Origin of the sequence: Pseudoalteromonas sp. SG44-1, assembly GCF_014164315.1 — a bacterium.
Lineage (GTDB): Bacteria > Pseudomonadota > Gammaproteobacteria > Enterobacterales > Alteromonadaceae > Pseudoalteromonas > Pseudoalteromonas rhizosphaerae.
The window spans coordinates 1-18,951 of the sequence record NZ_JACJEW010000004.1 but is presented as its reverse complement, the minus strand read 5'-3'; the positions used below and the strand labels follow the sequence as shown (position 1 = coordinate 18,951).

General features: G+C 40.3%; 17 protein-coding genes. 1 reads left to right on the top strand and 16 read right to left on the bottom strand.

The genetic code is table 11. The features are described 5' to 3' along the window. Nucleotides 1-31 precede the first annotated feature (31 nt). The 8 genes from H5187_RS02710 to H5187_RS02675 form a co-directional block, all read right to left on the bottom strand. Nucleotides 32-667 carry a DUF4272 domain-containing protein gene (locus H5187_RS02710; RefSeq protein ID WP_182717662.1) on the bottom strand — a complete coding sequence of 212 codons (636 nt, stop codon included), beginning with the start codon at nt 665-667 and terminating at the stop codon, nt 32-34. A 111-nt stretch (nt 668-778) separates the two neighbouring features. Further along, the gene (locus H5187_RS02705; RefSeq protein ID WP_182717661.1) at nt 779-1,090 is read right to left on the bottom strand and encodes a hypothetical protein; all 312 of its coding nucleotides are present in this window, start codon (nt 1,088-1,090) and stop codon (nt 779-781) included. An 18-nt stretch (nt 1,091-1,108) separates the two neighbouring features. Beyond that, the gene (locus H5187_RS02700; RefSeq protein ID WP_149982584.1) at nt 1,109-1,429 is read right to left on the bottom strand and encodes a hypothetical protein; all 321 of its coding nucleotides are present in this window, start codon (nt 1,427-1,429) and stop codon (nt 1,109-1,111) included. Nucleotides 1,430-1,526: 97 nt separating this feature from the next. Next, nucleotides 1,527-1,853: a hypothetical protein gene (locus H5187_RS02695; protein ID WP_149982583.1), complete on the bottom strand. Its 327-nt coding sequence runs from the start codon at nt 1,851-1,853 to the stop codon at nt 1,527-1,529. Nucleotides 1,854-2,418: 565 nt separating this feature from the next. Beyond that, nucleotides 2,419-2,982, bottom strand: coding sequence for a hypothetical protein (locus H5187_RS02690; protein ID WP_182797521.1), 564 nt, complete (start codon nt 2,980-2,982; stop codon nt 2,419-2,421). A 122-nt stretch (nt 2,983-3,104) separates the two neighbouring features. Beyond that, nucleotides 3,105-4,154, bottom strand: a complete 1,050-nt coding sequence (locus H5187_RS02685) for an ankyrin repeat domain-containing protein (protein WP_182784083.1) — start codon at nt 4,152-4,154, stop codon at nt 3,105-3,107. Nucleotides 4,155-4,597: 443 nt separating this feature from the next. Continuing rightward, nucleotides 4,598-5,380 (bottom strand): RES family NAD+ phosphorylase, encoded by a 783-nt coding sequence (locus H5187_RS02680; protein WP_220493226.1) that lies wholly within the window; start codon nt 5,378-5,380, stop codon nt 4,598-4,600. A gap of 490 nt (nt 5,381-5,870) precedes the next feature. Then, complete coding sequence (locus H5187_RS02675; protein WP_149982579.1) at nt 5,871-7,313, bottom strand: ATP-binding cassette domain-containing protein; 1,443 nt, start codon at nt 7,311-7,313, stop codon at nt 5,871-5,873. Between the two features lie 145 nt (nt 7,314-7,458). Here H5187_RS02675 and H5187_RS02670 point away from each other — a divergent pair, with 145 nt between their 5' ends. Continuing rightward, complete coding sequence (locus tag H5187_RS02670) at nt 7,459-8,076, top strand: hypothetical protein (protein ID WP_149982578.1); 618 nt, start codon at nt 7,459-7,461, stop codon at nt 8,074-8,076. A 6-nt stretch (nt 8,077-8,082) separates the two neighbouring features. Here H5187_RS02670 and H5187_RS02665 read toward each other — a convergent pair whose 3' ends face one another. From H5187_RS02665 to H5187_RS02630, 8 genes are all read right to left on the bottom strand, one after another. Further along, nucleotides 8,083-9,810, bottom strand: a complete 1,728-nt coding sequence (locus H5187_RS02665; protein WP_182740403.1) for a response regulator — start codon at nt 9,808-9,810, stop codon at nt 8,083-8,085. Between the two features lie 123 nt (nt 9,811-9,933). Further along, entirely contained in the window at nt 9,934-12,267 is a 2,334-nt protein-coding gene (locus tag H5187_RS02660) for a fatty acid cis/trans isomerase (RefSeq protein WP_182797520.1), read from the bottom strand. A gap of 4 nt (nt 12,268-12,271) precedes the next feature. Further along, entirely contained in the window at nt 12,272-12,634 is a 363-nt protein-coding gene (locus H5187_RS02655) for a hypothetical protein (RefSeq protein ID WP_145238340.1), read from the bottom strand. A gap of 127 nt (nt 12,635-12,761) precedes the next feature. Continuing rightward, complete coding sequence (locus tag H5187_RS02650; RefSeq protein WP_182717654.1) at nt 12,762-13,427, bottom strand: SDR family oxidoreductase; 666 nt, start codon at nt 13,425-13,427, stop codon at nt 12,762-12,764. Between the two features lie 103 nt (nt 13,428-13,530). Further along, entirely contained in the window at nt 13,531-14,337 is an 807-nt protein-coding gene (locus H5187_RS02645) for a VOC family protein (RefSeq protein ID WP_182740406.1), read from the bottom strand. A gap of 273 nt (nt 14,338-14,610) precedes the next feature. Continuing rightward, nucleotides 14,611-15,321: a hypothetical protein gene (locus H5187_RS02640; protein WP_145238334.1), complete on the bottom strand. Its 711-nt coding sequence runs from the start codon at nt 15,319-15,321 to the stop codon at nt 14,611-14,613. A gap of 120 nt (nt 15,322-15,441) precedes the next feature. After that, nucleotides 15,442-17,232, bottom strand: coding sequence for an alkaline phosphatase (locus H5187_RS02635; RefSeq protein WP_182784077.1), 1,791 nt, complete (start codon nt 17,230-17,232; stop codon nt 15,442-15,444). An 11-nt stretch (nt 17,233-17,243) separates the two neighbouring features. After that, a complete protein-coding gene (locus H5187_RS02630) occupies nt 17,244-18,833 on the bottom strand; it encodes an alkaline phosphatase (protein WP_145238328.1) in 1,590 nt (529 codons plus the stop codon). Between the last annotated feature and the right edge of the window lie 118 nt (nt 18,834-18,951).

Below are 18,951 nucleotides of genomic sequence, written 5' to 3'. Positions count from 1 at the left end.
CTGACCTCGGGTGATCACCCTGCTATATTTTTTATGTGTCTTGAGGGACATCATCCCAATCTAATTGTTTATCAAGACACCAGCTTAGCGCTCGACGGCGCTCCATGATTATGCTCATATTAAAATTATCATGGGGGTCATTATTAAGTTGGTAATGCCTACAACTCCACATAGCTCGATAATATACATCTCTCATTTTATATATTTCTTCAAACGAGCGGATTTTAATATCTTTCGTAAACTTTTCTGGGCCTTCTTCTTGCTGTAGATCCGGGCAGTAGTCGATCATATCGTCCGGTATTGGGTATGGAAAACTGAGGTCATCGAATTTATTCATAACCCAAATCAACGCCCAGAGTGACTCAAGATACCAATGTAAATTGATTTTATCTTGCTCACTTATGTTTTCTTGGGATTGTGTAAGAATAGTTTTCTCAACGTCTGACAAGTGTTCAGCTAGTTGGTTTTCATCGATATAGTTTTTTATGAAGTCAATTGGGGCGTTGAATGCAATATTGATCATTGCATTCATAATCAGTGCTCTATTTATGATCTCACTATCTGATCTCATCTGTGAGATATCATAGACAGGAAGCCAATCACAAATTTCCCCATCAAAACTTGAAACAATAGTTTCGCTTTCTTTTTTAATTGCTTGAGTATCCATAACCTCTCCCTAATTTTCCCTAAATATAACAAGCCTGTAAAATTGCTCGTTTTAAATTTATTGCCATTGATGTATCAACCATAGCTGAGCTCATATGTATTAGTGGCTAACTCAATATTCACCAGAAATAATTAATTCACTTTGCGATTTTACGACTATGAAAGCAACCGAGTTTTGCTTACTTTTGAAACCAACAGAACAAATAGCCATACTACCTAAGCCACATGTCACTTCAGGATATTGTTCGCTGATGGAAGTTTCACCTTCTTGGTTTGGCACTAGCTGCCAACCACTGTTTAAAAACTCACGTTTAACTACTTCATAGCTTTTTCCTTTATACTGAGAAAAATCTAATTCATCAGCATGCAAAACCGCATTACTGCTGAATATTAAAGCAAACAGGCATGCAAACTTAAATTTCAAATATACAGCCTAAACTTGTTAAGGGCTGACTTCGTAGCCATGTTCGGTTATCAGTAGTGATAGTAAGCCCTCTAATTGCACATCAGTTTTTGGGATAAACGTTACATCGCCTGCATCCGAATCGTGATCAAGCGTTAGTTCTTGGCCCAAAAAATTGTAAACTCGACTAAATACCCCAAAAGGTAGAAATACAGATTCATCTTTTAACTCACAGAATGAGTCTAATATGAGTTGTGCATTTTTATATGCAGCATACCCATTAGGATCGATGTCGTAGTCTGGTAATACCGATGCCCGCAAAAATCCTGACATTTTATATTTTCGTAATTTATTGCTCATAGGCTCTTAACGCGAAGCTTTTAATAAACAGTTCGAAATTTTTCATTGTAATTATCTTCATGCCCACGTCACGCAGTCAGTGTCAAATAATCACTTATTAGCTACCTAATCGAGATAAATAGTTTCTTGCACATTCACCGACGAAACGCCGGCCAGGATTAGTGCCAGCAATCCAGTCCTCAATGGGAAAAAGATCAAATAGGCCGACTTTCACAAGCGTTGGCACAGCAAGTTCTAGCTCTTTCTCTACTAGCTCTCGCTCGCCAGCATTATAAAGATTAATGTTATATAACATTGTTGCCACGGTTCCTGTCTGAACCCGACTCCCATCTTTTAAATGAACTGAAGGTAAAACCTCCCCGTCCTTAACTACTTTCTGATTTACAGTAGCCAGCTGTTCTGTATTTTCGACATTAGTTTTCATTCAGGATAACCCTATTTCAAGTAGTTAACGAACTTGTAGAATAACGCAATTTTATTTTTATTTATTTCTCAACCATAGCCGAGTTGCTATTTTGATTCAATCGTTTGCTGATTTTCTACTTTGATCGCTATTACCATAATTGATTTCAAAATGTGAATGACCGAAAATTCGTATTTTTCGAATTACTGACATTTACCTGTCGTTTGCCATTTAAATGTTCACAATCCCCTCATGTGATACTGGCTATGCTACAGCACCATGCCCCTGTGTAGATTATCAGTTGCAACTAAACTCTTTGCTAACAAGCCTATGCGATACTCAAGTGATTGACTTTACTCATTAAATAAAAAACATTCTGATATTAAAATGGGGTCTTAATCTCTTCTCATATACCGCTTTTAAATAACTGCCATTTGGACATTAACTTACTCTTTTTTGAGTTTATTTGCCTAACGTACTGGCTACTGCTGTACATAAGAATAGTTAAAAACCATAACGTTAAAGATGTATGGGGTAACGTCAGAATAAAGCGTTTCCCCCATATTCAACCGACGACATGTTCGGTTTAGTTAAGATCCGATATGATCCGCTTGAGAGCATCGAGTTCAACTTTATCATTTCGTTGTTCCCAAGCATTCATAATATCTGCAACAGCCAACCCATGTTCATCAGCCAATGCAGAGCGTAACGCCCAAGCCACTAGATGATTGGGGTTTTTCCAACCGTCATATAAATCATAAATATGATGATCTGATAAAAACACTTGTGATCCGCTACTGTTGGTCATCACAAACCAATCACCAACTGGGTCAGAGCCTAATGAAAATAACTCATCGTCACGTTCAAAGTCATCCAACTCTTCTCTGAAGTTAAAACCAATCATATCCTGTCTAAAAGGCCATAAAAACGGAAACTTGCCGCTCGAAACAAGCTGGAAATAGGCTTCAATCCAAGAATGCCATTGCGGTGAAATAATCGCTTTACATCGAGATACTACTTCCTCTTTTAATACAACCGGTGAAATATAGTCTAACTCTTTCAACGCTTTGCATTCTTCAAGAAACTGGACTGGAAAATAGTTATCGGGGATCGGATTAGTAATAATTTCGAGTAATTGTTCTTCGTTCACTTAATTTTCCTATTTAAATAATACAGATGGAGTCTCATCAATAACTGATGACACTAGTAATTAAAATACCTTGCATAGAGCACATAAAAAGCACATAGCAGATGGCCTCAGTAATAAATACTTTAACGTTTATAGCTGGGGGTTTCTAATTTAATTGGATGAGTGTTTTTTGAAATCCACTTAACAGCATATTGTTGCAGCTGAGTGGTCTCATCCATTAACAGCTCCATATCGGAAACTAGATTACTTAATGCAGCAATTTCTTTTTCTTCCAATGAATTGTGTGAAGCAATATGCTTAAGATAAGCATTGCACATTTGCCGGTATGCGCGATCCCAATTAACACCACCATTACCATACAGCTCATCAGTCACTCGCCCTGCGATACGAATAACTTCACCTTGTACGGTTAATGCTGCGCCTTTAGGCGGGACTAAATAATCCCAAAGGTTATCGTATGTTTGCTCCCAAGTATCACCAACTAACTCAATAGCTGACTGTCCGTCGTGAAGCAAACGCGTTGCCACAGGCGTTACACCATATAAGCGATACAAGTTATTTAAGGCGTGACTGTACTCATCTACACTATCTTTATTAAAGTCTTCTCGCATAAACTCGAACTTATCGCCAATAGCGGTCACCAATTCTTGCATTTTAGGCGTAATTTCTACGCCATAACGAACGAATAGCTCTGTCATATCAACCATACTGGGAATATCCAAATTGCCGCAGCGCTGCAAGCTGTATTCTAATGGTGTTAAGTCATATTCATTTTTAACGTTAATATCCGCACCGGCCGCAAGCAATACTGCCGCATTGTGGACGTTATGAAAGGTTACTGCGCTATGCAGTGGCGTATTGCCCGCTTTACTTTGAAAATTTACGTCCGCTCCCATTTGAATAAGAACGTCCAAGTTCGAGTGTATAGCGCCTGCTCTAAGGTGTAGCGGCGTATTGCCATAGGTATTTAAATAATGCAAATCCGCGCCATTATCAACAAGCCACTTTGACAACTCATCGGGACAATGACTAAACCCTAGTGCCGATACCTTACCGTAGCCGCTGTAAGCATCCAGCTCGCATTTGTCAAAAATAGTGATAAGAGTCGAGAGATTTTCTTTTTTGATCAGCTCATCAAAATTCTTGGGAAGTGTTTTTCTTTTTCGTGCCATGGTTACGTACTCTATCCTTTGTATATAACATATTCACTGTGCGCTAAGTGAACTGGGGGTCTATATTTTATATAATATCCCGAAGACTGATATGGCTTATTTTAGAGGCGCTATTATACAAAAATAATTTCCCTATAGATCGGTGTTTTTAACAGACAAACGGTAATTCCCCCATTTTTAATGGAGGCGAGCTGTAGAATCACTCGTTTTTAATTTATTGTTATTGATGGTTCAACCATAACCGAGTAGCTATTTTGCTCCCCCCTCATTTACTGCTCATTCATTACTCTTTGTGCAAAAAAATTAGTGAATTATTCACAATAAGGTTAAGAGGCCTGCACTTTAGAGGAAGTAAACGAATTTGTTTATTGATTTAGAATTGACCATCACTATATAAAAACAGTCAAAAAGAACACTATTGCCAGAGTTAAGGCTCATATGTGTTATGTGTTGCCACGCTCCGCTGTCAAAGATGAGCTTTCATCCAACCTCTCGAAGTCATATTTAACCTTAGATACGACAAACAAGTCACACTGAACAACTGCCGCATCATTTAAATTAAAAAGGACATAATTATGCCCTTTAGTTAAAGAGCTTTTATAAATAATCCCGTCATACCCTTTCGATTTAATAAACTCTGATATTATTTGCGTCGGCGCATATTCTGATTTGGAATCAGATTCCGTTACAGGCCAAGAAAAAGCAATATCCATCGCAGCCCACACAGCGTCAATTTTCTGCTCAATAGAAGGTTCGTCGATGTAAAAATATGGGTACTGCTCGGCCTCAGCAGTCTCCGAAAAATCTATCAACTTCATATCCTTTGTCAAATGCAATTTAGCGATTGTTACGGGTAATCCAGGCCAAGGCCTCACTTCGTGTACCGCAGTTTCTGCATCTGCTGCTACATATAAACAAGGGTTCCCTTTTAAGTTCGCTCTCCCCTCTGAGGGGCTATTGCTCAAGGGTTTCATTCGCTTGAATGAATAAGGAATACGCTTATCAACATGGAACTCTTGTTCTGCACTATCAGTAGCCTTTTCCTTATCGCATCCAGTTTGTGCACGCCATACCACAGAACCAGATTTCAAGGTTTTAATCCTGTCATTACAAGTGTCATTAATTGAATTTAGAAATTCACTCGACTCATGATCTAAAGTGTAGTGCAACTTAGAGCACGCTTTTTTAGAAAAGTCAGAATAGCTTAACCAAGATTTGAAGCTCATTCATACTCCTTAGTTTGTAGTAACACATAACACTTACAACAAGCAGTTTTGTGACGTTCTTCCACAAAATTATTCTACTACTAGCATCTAAATCAGGTGAATATTATATTCTTGGCCAGCAATTATCACCAAAATACCTGAATACATGAGATGGTCTATCAATTTTGATAAATGTAACCTGAGCTGCTACTTCCATTGAGCTATCCTTGTCATATAAAAATTTAATCAAAGAGCACGTTCCTCTTTTATACAAAAGGCGCGTTCTCTTATTTACATTACTCATTAATAACAAATTATGTAACTGTTTGCTATCCATATACCCAAACCACCTCTAGATGCAGAATTCAGCGTTTCATAGGGGGTTTAGAGTTACTTTGCAAGAATGGCTGTTGGGTTTCGTTGCACTCAACCCAACCTACGGCGATAAATTTAACGCCGAGCTGCTCTGGTTTTTCCTAGCGCCTGGCCCCTAAAACCTAGAACCTTTTCCTTACCTAAAATCTGCCATATCTAAATAGTGCTCTATCCCGGTAATTTTATCTTTCGCATGGTGGTTTACATAAATTACTGTGCTACTGCCTGCAGCGCATATTTTTTCGATTAATAGTAAAACACGCTGCCGATTGGCTTCATCAAGCCCCAAACATGGCTCGTCTAAAATCAGTAATGTGGGGTGTTTTACCATAGCGCGGGCAATCAATAGCATGCGTTGGTCACCAAAAGACAGTTGCGTAAATGGGGTGTTTTTTAACTCACTCAAACCTAATAATGCTAACCATTGTATGGCGATATCAAGCTGAATTTGAGTTGGCTTTTGATACAAGCCAATGCTGTCGTAAAAGCCTGATACTATGGTATTAAGCGCCGAAATACTAACCCGATATTCCATATGCAAAGCATTCGAAATATAGCCAATATGCTGCTTAATTTGCCAAATACTTTCACCACTGCCGCGTTGATAGCCAAACACTTTAATATCATTGTTATAACACTGCGGATTATCGCCAGTGATTAAGTTAAGCAGGCAGGTTTTGCCGGAGCCGTTTTGACCACTGAGCTGCCAATGCTGTCGTGCTTTGATTGTCCAATTTAAGTGGTTAAAAATAACCTTACCGCTATAACTGACGCTGGCATTTTGCAATCGTACTAACTCAGGCTCATTAAACTCTGGGGCACTGTGTGCCACATCTTTGCTAGGAATCGTTAAATCAGTTTGTTGTAGGTGTAATAATTTAAATAAATCATCGCGCTGCTTAAGGTCAGGAGTTGCTAGTTGCTGTTGTAATTCGCCATTTTTCACATAACCATAATGCGTAATAAATACGGGGATTTCATCTAACCGATTAACCACAAAGACCATGGTCATGCTGGCACTTAGTTCGATTAATACGCTACGTAATAGCTCAACGCTTTGTACATCCAAACCGTCAAACGGTTCATCAAGCACAATCAGTTCGGGCCGATTACTCAGTGCTTTAATTAACATTAGTTTACGTGTTTCCCCGGTTGAGAGTGCGCGCAAACGTTGCTTAAGCAATGTCTCAAAAGCAAACCCTGTAATTAACTGCTGGCATAGCTGTTGATCAAAACATGGGCTTGATTGCTGATAAATCAGCTCTGACACCAATTTAGGGCTAGTTTTACCATCGGTGATGTCGTCTTGATCAGCTAATAACTCAGCGGTAATCAATTGCTTTTGCAGATCTGAAGAGACTATTTCTGTACGCTTAAAATCACAACTTCGTGTACCACTGACAATATTAGCTTGATCGAGTAATACTGCTGTTATGGCTGATTTTCCTGCTCCGTTACCGCCAAGCAGCACCCAATGCTGAGCGCTCTCAACCTGCCAAGTTAGCTTACTTACGAGAAAACTTTCGCGTTCATTAGTACCAAGGTTAGCCGTCACATTATTGAGTTTAATTGACTGCACAGCGATCCTTTTTAGCTCTTAAATTAATTAGTTTGAAAATACATGACTTTTATTAGCATGGCTATAGAATAAAATTCACGCGGTTTAAACCTTTTTAAATCTGCTAACGTCTAATCTATAAAGCCATTAACAACGAGTAAAAATAATGAATACACTTAGTATCTCTAGTTTAGCCGTAATCTTATTAACTAGTAGTTTAGCTGCTCATGCTGAGCAAAAAATTGAACAGACCTTTGATGTCACTGCCAAGCAGGCATTGGCGATCAACGTGCCCGTTGGCAGCCTAGAACTTAGCACCCATCAAGGTAACCAAGTAACCGTGTCGATTGAGCTAAAAGCGAAAAATGATAATTGGTTTAGTGATGATGTTGCACTTGAAGATATCACTTTAAAAAATCAACAAAGTAGCGATAAGCTGAGCCTCTCGATTGATAATGACGATGTGCAACAAAGCTGGCTGGTAAGTATACCAACAACCATGGCGATAGATTTAGAGCTAGGTGTGGGCGATATTGAAGTAAACAATTTTGCTAACACTGCCAGCATCGATGTCGGTGTGGGCGCAGTACGGATCAGCAGTGCGTTAGCTGACTATCAAACGATCACCTTAGATAGCGGTGTTGGCGACACCAAAATAGCAGGCATGAAAAATGATGCTAAACATAGCCGTAAGCTGGTCACCTCAACTAGTAAATATAACGGTGACGGCCAATACCGCATTAACGTTGAAGTCGGTGTAGGCGATATTAAAATCAGCCACTAAAAATTATCAGCCCTCGTTAAAGACATTCATGAGGGCTTTTTTAATATCCGCAACCGAAAATGGTTTATAAACATGTACATTAGAGCCAAGTTCATAAGTTCGCTCTAAATCACTTGGCGCAGTGTTGGCGGTGATCACAATGATCGGAACCGTTGAATTTAATTCTTTGCGAATGATATCTATCGCTTGAAAGCCATCCATCACCGGCATGTTCAAATCCATAAAAATCACATTAAACTCACTTTCAGCAATTTTTTGTGTTGCTATTAAACCGTTTTCAGCCACTTCAACGGTGTAATTAAGCTCGGTTAAAATTCGTGATAAAATTGTTGCGTTTAATAAATTGTCTTCCACAATTAAGCAATGCAGTTGTGCGGGTAAGTTGCCTTGATTCGTTAGTAGTGCAGCTTTAGATAATGGCAAACGGATCTTAATCTGTGCACCATGCGGTATGACATCTTTAAACTCAACGCCGCCTTGCATAGCACTGACAATATGTTGCACACGTGCCAAACCGGTTTGTAAGCCCTGAAAGTCATTGCTCTGTTCTATACTATGATGATTTAAATATGGATAGCATTGAGCAAAACCAACGCCGCTATCAGCGACCACTATTTTAATATGACCATCTTGGTAACTAACGGATATTGAAACCTGCCCAGTGCTAGTAAATTTAATGGCATTACTAAGTAGCTCGGTAATGATTTGCTGCAATCGTAAATGATCAAACTCTGTATAGCGATCTAACTCAGGACTGAGTTTTACTTCAAACTTTAACTGTTTGTTATCACAGGCAAACTGAAAAGGTGTAATAGCCGACTCAAGCGTGGTTATTAAATTACGCTTGATAAATTTTAACTGCCATTGCCCAGTATTAAACTGCTGTAGTTCATGTAACTCATCCAGCATACTTACAATCCTGCTGGCACAATATTTTGCTTGTTTTTGCAATGCTTGCTGAGATTCTGATAGCTGAAGTTGCTCAATCGAGTCTATCAGCCCTTGTAGCGGTGTTCTAAATTCATGACTTGCCCGTGCGATAAAGCGCTCTTTATAAGTGCTTATCTGCTCTGCTCGCAACTTTTGTTGTTGGTATTTATTAATCGCAGCGATAATTTGCAGCTCCATAGGCTGAAATATAAATTTCAGCTCAATGAATAGCAACACTAAAGTTAATAGCCAAAAAGCCAGCTCTAGGTTGGACAGCACTCGGGTTTTGAACTTTGCTTGTTGTTCAAATAGCGAGACTGCACCATCAAGCTCCTTGAGCAAGCGTTCAACCTCTGCAACTGTAAATCGCTTTTCTACTTTGCTTACACTAGGATCATTTAACAGTTGCTGCACTTTAGCCAAATACGCTAGCGACGTTTGCGCAAGATTAATCGGTGACGAAAAATAATAAGCAACCAACTCGTCGTCTAAATATAAATAATCGCCATTAGAATGCTGTTGCACTAAAAATTCATGCCCTGCTCTAAACTCTGCGCTCGCTTTAGCTAATACATTACGATGTAATTTAATATTGCTACCAATCTCAGTAACCATGGCATTACTATGCCAAGCGATTTTTTGTGACAACATCCGCTGCTTACCTGCAACATTGATAATATGAGCATCGTCTTTTTGCACAAAAAACATAAACTGAATAAGCAAAGCACTCGCGCTCGAGAGAATCGCTATCGCTAATAACGCCCAACGATAGCGCGACCGAATATTAGCAATAATTTGAATCATAATAGGCCCTATTATTTTTTAATAAGTGTAGACCAAAGGGGATAAAGTGACACTTTACGCAATGATATTATTAAAAAAATAAACCCCGCTTAAATGCGGGGTTTATCAGTTTTGGTTTAATAATTACCGATTTTCTAAACGATTATAATCAAACAAACCGTATTCAACACCACCGTATTGTTTGGCAACTTTGTGCAAAATATCACTGTATTGCCAAAATTGCGGATGTGTTCGGCGAATTGCAAACTGACTCTTTAATGCTCTGTAATCGGCTTCTATTTGCATCAATGGTAGTTGCTCGGCAAATGATGCAAGTTGTTGTGGATTATTCAAATACCAAATTGTTTCAGGGTAATCACCAATGAAACCAGGCACAATGGTGACGGTATCTTCTGCATAAGCGCGCTGCCCTTCCTCGTTCAATAAACTAGAAATATTATAATGGGCATTGTGATGGATCATGGTATACGCTTGATGCTCTGCAGCACCGTCTTTCACTAATATAAACGAGATTTGCGGCAGTAAATTAATTGCTTTTGCAGGCATATTATTTAACTGCTGTAACGGCTCTGGTACTTGTGTGTAATCAAAGCGCGGACTTAACACCGGTTTTAGCGTTTGTTTAATTAAGCCATATAACTCGTGTTGTTGATCCTGTGTTTTGTAGTCAATACCAGTTGGCTGACTAAACTCATCACCACTTTCAAAGAAATTAGTTAAACTCGGTGGTGCTTTACGATACCAGTTTGCTTTTAACTCTTTACGCTGAGGCTTAGGTAACAGTGCTAAAAAGTTTTGCTCGCCTTCTAGACGTAAAAAATCCATGTATAAACGAGTGATCAACTGATGGCCAACATTACCGTAGACATCAAACCCGGCAACTAATAAATAATGTATCCGCTCAAACAGTGCGTAATCTAATACCCACATGGTTTTTGGCTCTTGGCCAATAAAACCTTTAACCACAGTCGCACTATCAAAATGGCGGAAAATAGTCAGAGCAGCATTATCATTCACCTCGTCACCACGCCATAATAGGTCGGTGGTTAGATTTTCACCATTTTTGAACATGCTATTTGCCAACGTTGCCTTGGCTTTAAGGTAAGTATTCTGACGTTTGGCATATTTGACCCAGCTAGAAATAGGTAAAGCGTTGCTTTCTTCAGCCGCTGGCAATGCCAAGGCATCTTCATGTTGTAGCAGCATTTCACCCACTTCTGGCGTTGCCGCTTTAGCTGGATCAGCAAATGCCACCCAAAAATGATCATTAATAACATTTAACGCTATTTGACCACGACAAACAGGCCCTTTAATAAAGCCCATAATGATTAATTCAGCTTCATCTAACATAAATTGATATTTAGATTTAACCGGCATGGCGGCAAACACTTTAAATGGGTTGGATGCTATTTCTGGCAAGTAACTTGGCATGCTGTCAACGTGATAATCTGGCGCAATAAACTGGCTGTACAAGCGCGCTAATTTACTGTCATTCAGTGCCAGTGGTAAATGCGTTTTTGCCAAAATAGTCGAACGATCATGCATTAAGCGATAATACACCCGCTCCACTTTAGGGTCATCGTAAGGGCGGCGGGTATTTACTAACTCAATGTCCTGCCCTGGTGGGGTACTCGAACGCACCAATTTAAAAAAGCTTTTTTCATCATCTTGTACAAAATAAATATGTGCTAAATACCAATGTTCAAACACATAACGTGCTGTTAATTGATACTTTAAATCGTCTTGATTTAAAAAGCTCTCCCAGCGTTGTGCTTGAGCTAAAGCAGCTTTGCTTGGCGGTTTAATATGCGCCATTTTACCGCCCTCTTTAAGCCACTTTTCAAGGTGCTTAAATTCAGTACGCGAAATACCAGGTAATCCATATGGCATCCCGGAATGAGGTTGGCTGTTGGCAAGGCTGTCAAATTCTCCTATAGTGGCGCAGCTTTGCGAGCGATCTAAAGAAAAATCAAACTCATCACCTAAGATCTCATCATTTGGTAGCGGTGAGCTCATTTTTAACACTAAACTGTTGTACAACACGCTACCGGCAAGATTTGCTTGCTCTGTTTGCGCTCGTTCATTCAATACTGGGGTAAAGTCTTTATCACGCCACTGGCTAGTATTCGTTGCATCAAAAAGTAAGCGGCTGGGAGTCGATGCTAATAAACGAGTACCATTGTAAACACGTTCCTTACTTAGGCCGCGGTCAATTCCTTCTGGAGATGAAAGTTTCAGTTGGCATGGTGCATCATAGCAGCCATGACAAACCACACAACGACTCTCGAGCACAGGTTGTACATGCTGTAAAAACTCAGCACCGCTACCTGAGTTATGTTCAACCATACGCTGCTGTGTTTGCTCTGGCCCGAATAGCTCATTGTAATGAGCGGCACCTAAATAAGCGCAGCCACTGAGCACAACAATTAGTGCACTCAGCAAAAAAGACTTTCTCATCGAATTATTCGTCCTCATCGCCCAAGTCAAACGTCGGCATCATATCCATTTGTGGGGACACAAATGTTTGCTCTGATTGGGTATCGAGTACTGCGCTCAATAATGGTCCACGCGTTAAAGTTAGCTGTGCTTGATGTGCATTGCTTGCTAAGTCTGCAAACGCCGGGTTATGGGCTTCTACAATATAATCTGAAATAGTAATAGCAATGCTGCTATCCGGTGCTGGATTTTGACAAAGCTGGGTCAGTAAGTCGTCATCTAAAAGTACGCTTATTGAGAGATCAGGGGTCGATAAATCTCGCTCATTTAAGGTCTCATCAAAAAGAAATAACGGAAGTGTTAAACTACTATCTTGCTCTAATTCCATGTGCTGCTCTCAAATACTAAAATCGTTAATATGACAGTATTATAGCAAAAATTAATTAAATTTAGCTAAACTGACTGCTGATTTACAGCCTGTTTAGCTATTAAAGATAACCTACATTAAATATTATTTACCAAGGTAGGGTTTCACCATTTGAATGCCAAAAACCACCACTATTGCTTAGGTTTAGTTCATCAATACGTTGTGCTAAAAGCTCTGCAGATAATTCAGGCGAAATGTCTCCGGCATAATTAACCATTTGTGTTTGCACAAAGCCCGGATGAAATAAACCAACCGCAATTTTTTTGCTTTTTAGCTCATGAGCTAAACTGACTGATGCCGCGTTAAGTGCAGCCTTTGACATACGATAACCAATATAACCACCTGAGTCATTATCAGCAATCGACCCTAAGCGACTGCTGATCATGGCAACTTTAGCGTCAATACCTAAGCAGTGTATTAACGCATGGGTAACTCGAATTGGTGCTACAGCATTGATGGCTATCTGTTGATTAATGGTATCAAAATCCATCTCTGCCATACTTTCATTATGGAAAATACCGGCATTGTTAATAAGCAGATCTATCTTATGCCCATGTAACTGGTTTTCAAGTGTTTCGATATCTGCTGCATTGGCAACATCGATATTGCTGATCACTGTCACATCTAATTCTTTAAGTTCATCGCTTGGAGTACGCACCACGGCCGTAACCTGGTAACCCTTTGCTAAATATTGCTGACATAAATTAAGGCCGATGCCACGATTAGCGCCTGTAATTACCACATGCTTTGTCATACTTTTACTCCCATTCTATATACACTCTATAACTGAGAGCTTGGGGCAAACAAAAATAAAAAAAGCACCTAAGTGCTTTTTTAGTTAATTAAATTAAGCATAACTAGTTACATTTCACATCATTCATAGCGGAGGTCATAATTGAAAACACTGCGCCTTGTGGATCGGTGATCACACTAAAGCGGCCCACCTCGGGAATATCGGTTGGTGCCACACACACTTCACCGCCAAGTTGCTGAGCCGTTGCGACATAGTTATCACAATCATCGACAGCAAAATAAATCATCCAGTGAGCAGGAATTTCTGCAGGCCATTCATCGGTCATCTCAATCATCCCTGCAACGGGTTGGTCAGCAACAGTGAATAATGTGTAGCTCATTCCTTGCATAGGTTTTTCAACGCTCTGCCAACCCAATAACTGGCAATAAAACTCACGGCTTGCAGCACTGTTGCGGGTTGCCAGTTCATGCCAATAGGGAGTATTAAGTTCACCTAAACGTTTGCAACCTTTATGTTGATTACCTTGCCATAAGGCAAATAATGCACCACCAGGCTCATTTAGCAACACCATGCGACCCGCGTCCATTACATCATGAGGACCGGCGATAATATCAGCACCTAATTGTTTGGCTTTTTCAGCTACTTCATCAATATTATCTACTGCAATATAGGCTAACCAATGACTTGATGTCGCTGCGTTTTTTTGTTCGTTCAGCATTTGATACATGGCAGCAATATCATCACCTTGCTTTTGTAACATAGTGTAATAAAGACCATCACCAATGGGTTGATCATCAGCCCCCCAAGCAAATAACTCAGTGTAAAAAGCTTTGCCGCTTTTCCAGTTAGATGTACATAACTCTGACCAACAGAAAACCCCGTGGGGGTGATTACTTTGTGTGTCACTCACGATTCAATCTCCTTAAATAGTACATCTACTAAAGTTAAAAGAGGAAAGCCATTTTAGCCAATTTTATTTGTATCGTAAGGTGATCTTTATAGCAAAACAAACAACGAATGATTTGAACCCGACCTAAATACAGCTGCGATAGTGTAATATCACTTATTACGGTTAAACGAATCGATACTTTTGCGGGCACTGGCCACATGCTAATTTATAAAGCTGAAATTTGGCCTTTTAACACCCAAATCGAGACTTTAAAAGAGCATTCACCGGCCCTTTTTAGTGGCTGTGCCCACCACCAAGCGCTTTACCATTAGCATCATAAAAGCCAGACGCACCATGCTCGATAAATCCTAAGTTAATCATTTTGGCTAAAAATGGGTCGCCTTCGTTATCACCAATATCCGCATAGTCAGTCGTTTGATAAGCATCCCACAGGGCAAATTGCTGCTGTATCTGAGCTTTTTTAAAGTCCACAGTGCCCAACGTTAATGTTTGAGTAAGTTGCGGTTTAGCAATACTCATTGCGCTTACCAGCTTTTGATTTACCAACCATGCAAGCTCAATCGTAGTATCACCTTGCACTAATTGATAATGCTGTATTTTCTCGCAGCCATCACCTTGCTCATCGGTTAAAGTCATCTTGGCAATAAAATCATCACTCACTAATTGGTATTTAGTACTCCAATCTTGCTGACCTTGCACCTCTGAAGGTTGATATTCAATACCACGCTGCGGTGTTTGAAAGTAACGAATTGGCCGAATTTGCTGATTACTCAACTGTTGCCACACTTCAACTAATTCAAGGCCTTGCTCTGCAACCTGATGGGGTGTTCGCCATAATGTAAACTGTTGAGATTCAGCCACAGCTTTGCCCGCAACTTGCTTACCAACCTGATAGCTTGCTTGCACATATTGACTGTCCAACGCACACTGCGTGGCACTGGCCAATGGACTTATTAACGCTAAAGATAGGATAATTTTTTTCACTGGATTCTCTTTTCGATTTAATACCGTGGGTCACTGTAATGTGTTTATTTTGCAGATTAATGACAAAGAGCAACTCAGTTTTGGGTTGCTCTTTAGTAAAGCGTATTACATGACAATTACTTAATTTGTAACTTTAGCATCCGCTTGTTTTACTAAGTCAGCTGCATAATCCATCACGTGAAAAATAAAGCTCTGCTCGTTAGTACCTGTTACCAAATGCGCACCAGGGCCAATTGCATAAACACCAACATCTTCACCAGCATGAGTTTCAGATGACAGCGGCACAAGTGCTTCTTGGTGGAAACCTGGACTTTGCGTATCCACATCGGTTAAATCAACACGGCCGGTTACTGGGGCAAAGTCGTAACCTACTTCAGCATCCGTTTCCTGACCTAAATCTCTAAAGCCGCCACCATTAGCATAACCTACGGTGGTGTATGGCATATTATCGGCAGCAAGTGTTGGCTCGGTTTCACCCACGGCAACCACTTTACCTAAAATTGGATTACCGCGTTTTGGGTAGCCTGCGATAGTAAATACATGGCTGTGATCGGCAGTGACAATAATCAGCGTATCTTCAATGCTGGTTTTATCAAGCGCCACTTGCACCGCTTTTGATAACTCAATGGTATCGTTTAAAGCGTTATAGGCATTGCCCGCATGGTGTGCATGGTCAATTCGTCCAGCTTCAACCGTTAAGAAAAAGCCTTTCTCGTTATTATCCAATACATCCAGTGCTTTTGCTGTCATCTCTGATAACGATGGTTCACCTGCAATATCATTGCCACGGTCAGCTTCGTATTGCATGTGAGATTCATTAAACAAGCCAAAAATTTGTTTAGTGTTAGTCACATCAATCGCATTAAAACCTGCTTGATCCATTACGTATTGACCATTTGGATACTGAGCTTGCCATTCAGCAGTTAAATCACGGCCATCAGTACGATCGCCTTCTACCGAGCTTACTGCATCAGCTGAATTATATGCTGCGTCTTTTGGTAAGAAATGACGACGACCGCCACCCATTACCACTTCAAGACCATCAACATCGATCCCAGCAAAACGCGCTTCTAAGTTCTTTTCAAAGTTAACCAGTTGCGATGCAATATCTTCACAATTAGCCGCTTCCGACTCAGGCATATCTGAAACATCTTCCCAATTGCGGTTTGCCGCTTTTGCATACGTTGCAGCTGGTGTGGCATGGGTAATACGTGCCGTTGAAATAAGTCCCGTTGATTTACCTGCAATTTCCGCAAGCTCTAATGACGTTACTAATTCATGGCCTTTACCTGACAAACAATTACCATTAACCACTGCTTCATCAATACCAATAACACCGACATCAGTTTTTACGCCTGATGCCATTGCTGTCATCGTACCGGCAGAATCAGGTGTTTGTGCATCAACATTATAAGTTTTAGCAAACCCTGAAAACGGTAGTGTTTCAAAGCTTAACTGATGTTCTTCACCCATTTTGCCCTGTAACTGACCCGCTAAAATACGCGCAGCTGTTACTGTTGAAATCCCCATACCGTCGCCAACAAACAAAATGACGTTTTTCGCTTTGCCAGACTCTTTAACAATATTAGCAATATTATCTTGGCTACTAGCTAATTTAGTGTGTGCTTCTTTATACCAAGTATTGGTAGTAAGCGGCGCTAACTGTTGTGGATTCAATGAAGTTTCAGCATCGTTACACACTACAGTGGTTGTAGTTACTTCATCTGCATCCAGCTCACCATTTTGATTGCTGTCGTCACCTGTTAGGGTCTCAATGCCACCATTGATACATTGCTCAGAGCCAACTGCAAGCGTATTTTTAACCGTCATTGACTCAATTTTATCGTCATCATCAGAGCAACCCGCTAACGCAACAACCACAGCAAGAGATATTAAGTTAAGTTTTTTCATTGTAATCACCATTATTCTTCTATTAGTTCGAGCGCTTGACTGATAATGTGGAAAATAACATTTTGCTCCACAACGCCTTGTGCCAACTGTGCCCCAGGGCCCTTAGCATGCAATGAAATATCCTCACCTGCATGAGTTTCCGAGCTAAGTGGGACTGCTGCTTCTTGATGAAAGCCCGGTGTTAAGGTATCAACACCACTTAATTCAACACGCCCAGCAACGGCTGCGGCTAAATATGAAGCGTCTGCATCTGTTTCATCACCTAAATCTCTAAAGCCCAAGCCATTTGCGTAACCGACTGTGGTATACGGCATACCGTCAGCTGCAAGGGTTGGAGTATCGCGACCTACTGCTACAACTTGACCCAAAATTGGGTTACCGCGTTTTGGATAGCCAGCAATGGTAAATACATGGCTGTGATCCGCAGTGACTAAAATAAGTGTTTCATTCGGATCGGTATTTTCTACTGCTGCTTTTACCGCATTGGCAAATTCAATTGTGTCATTTAATGCGTTGTAAGCATTACCGGCATGGTGGGCGTGATCGATACGACCCGATTCAACCGTTAGGAAAAACCCTTTTTCATTATTCTTTAATATATCAATCGCTTTAGTCGTCATTTGCGTTAATGAAGGCTCACCTGCAATATCATTACTGCGATCCGCTTCATATTGCATATGCGATTCATTAAATAATCCAAATACGCGTTTGGTATCGCCATTTATTGCGTCAAAGCCGGCCTGATCAGTAATGTATTTACCATCGCTATACATTTGCTGCCATTGCGCTGTTAAATCACGTTCATCAGTACGATCACCTTCGACTGCACTCATAGCATCATTAGAGTTAAATGCAGCATCTTTTGGTAAGAAATGACGACGGCCGCCACCCATCACCACTTCTAGACCATCAACATCAACACCCGCAAAGCGCGCTTCAAGATTTTTTTCGAAATTAACTAATTGCGACGCAATATCTTCACAACCTGCAGTGACTGCATCTGCAGGCATGTCGGAAATGTCTTCCCAATTACGATCAGCTGATTTTGCATACGTTGCAGCTGGCGTTGCGTGGGTGATCCGTGCAGTAGAAATAATACCTGTGGCTAGGCCTTTAATTTCTGCAAGCTCTGTAGCTGTAATTAATTCATTACCTGCTACAGTTGCACATTTGCCACGTTCAATGTCTTCGTTAACACCAATAACACCAACATCCGTTTTAACACCTGAGATAATAGCCGTCATGGTGCCTGCTGAATCCGGTGTTTGCGCATCGACGTTATACGTTTTTATTTGTGCCGAATACGGAAATTCTTCAAAGCTCAAAAAGCCCTCTTCTCCTAAAGCGCCTTGTTTTTGGCCTGCAAGGATACGTGCTGCGGTGAGGGTTGATATACCCATGCCATCACCAACAAATAGAATTACGTTCTTTGCTTTAGTGGCTGGTGTTGCATTAGCCATCGTTTCTTTAGAGGTTAATTTAGCCTGTGCAGCGCTATACCAATCACTTTTCATTTGGTTATCAGGTAACACACCTGCATTAGCACCCGCTGACAACGCCAGTGTTAAACCAATTGCAGTCGCAATTTTATTAATTTTCATTTTTAAGTTCCATTGATACGATTTGGTCAAGAATGTCTGTAGTAATGAGAGCATAATATTAGGTAGGTTTTGTTACTTAAAAAGTGACTTTATGTTACATAAAAATTAAAAGTTACAT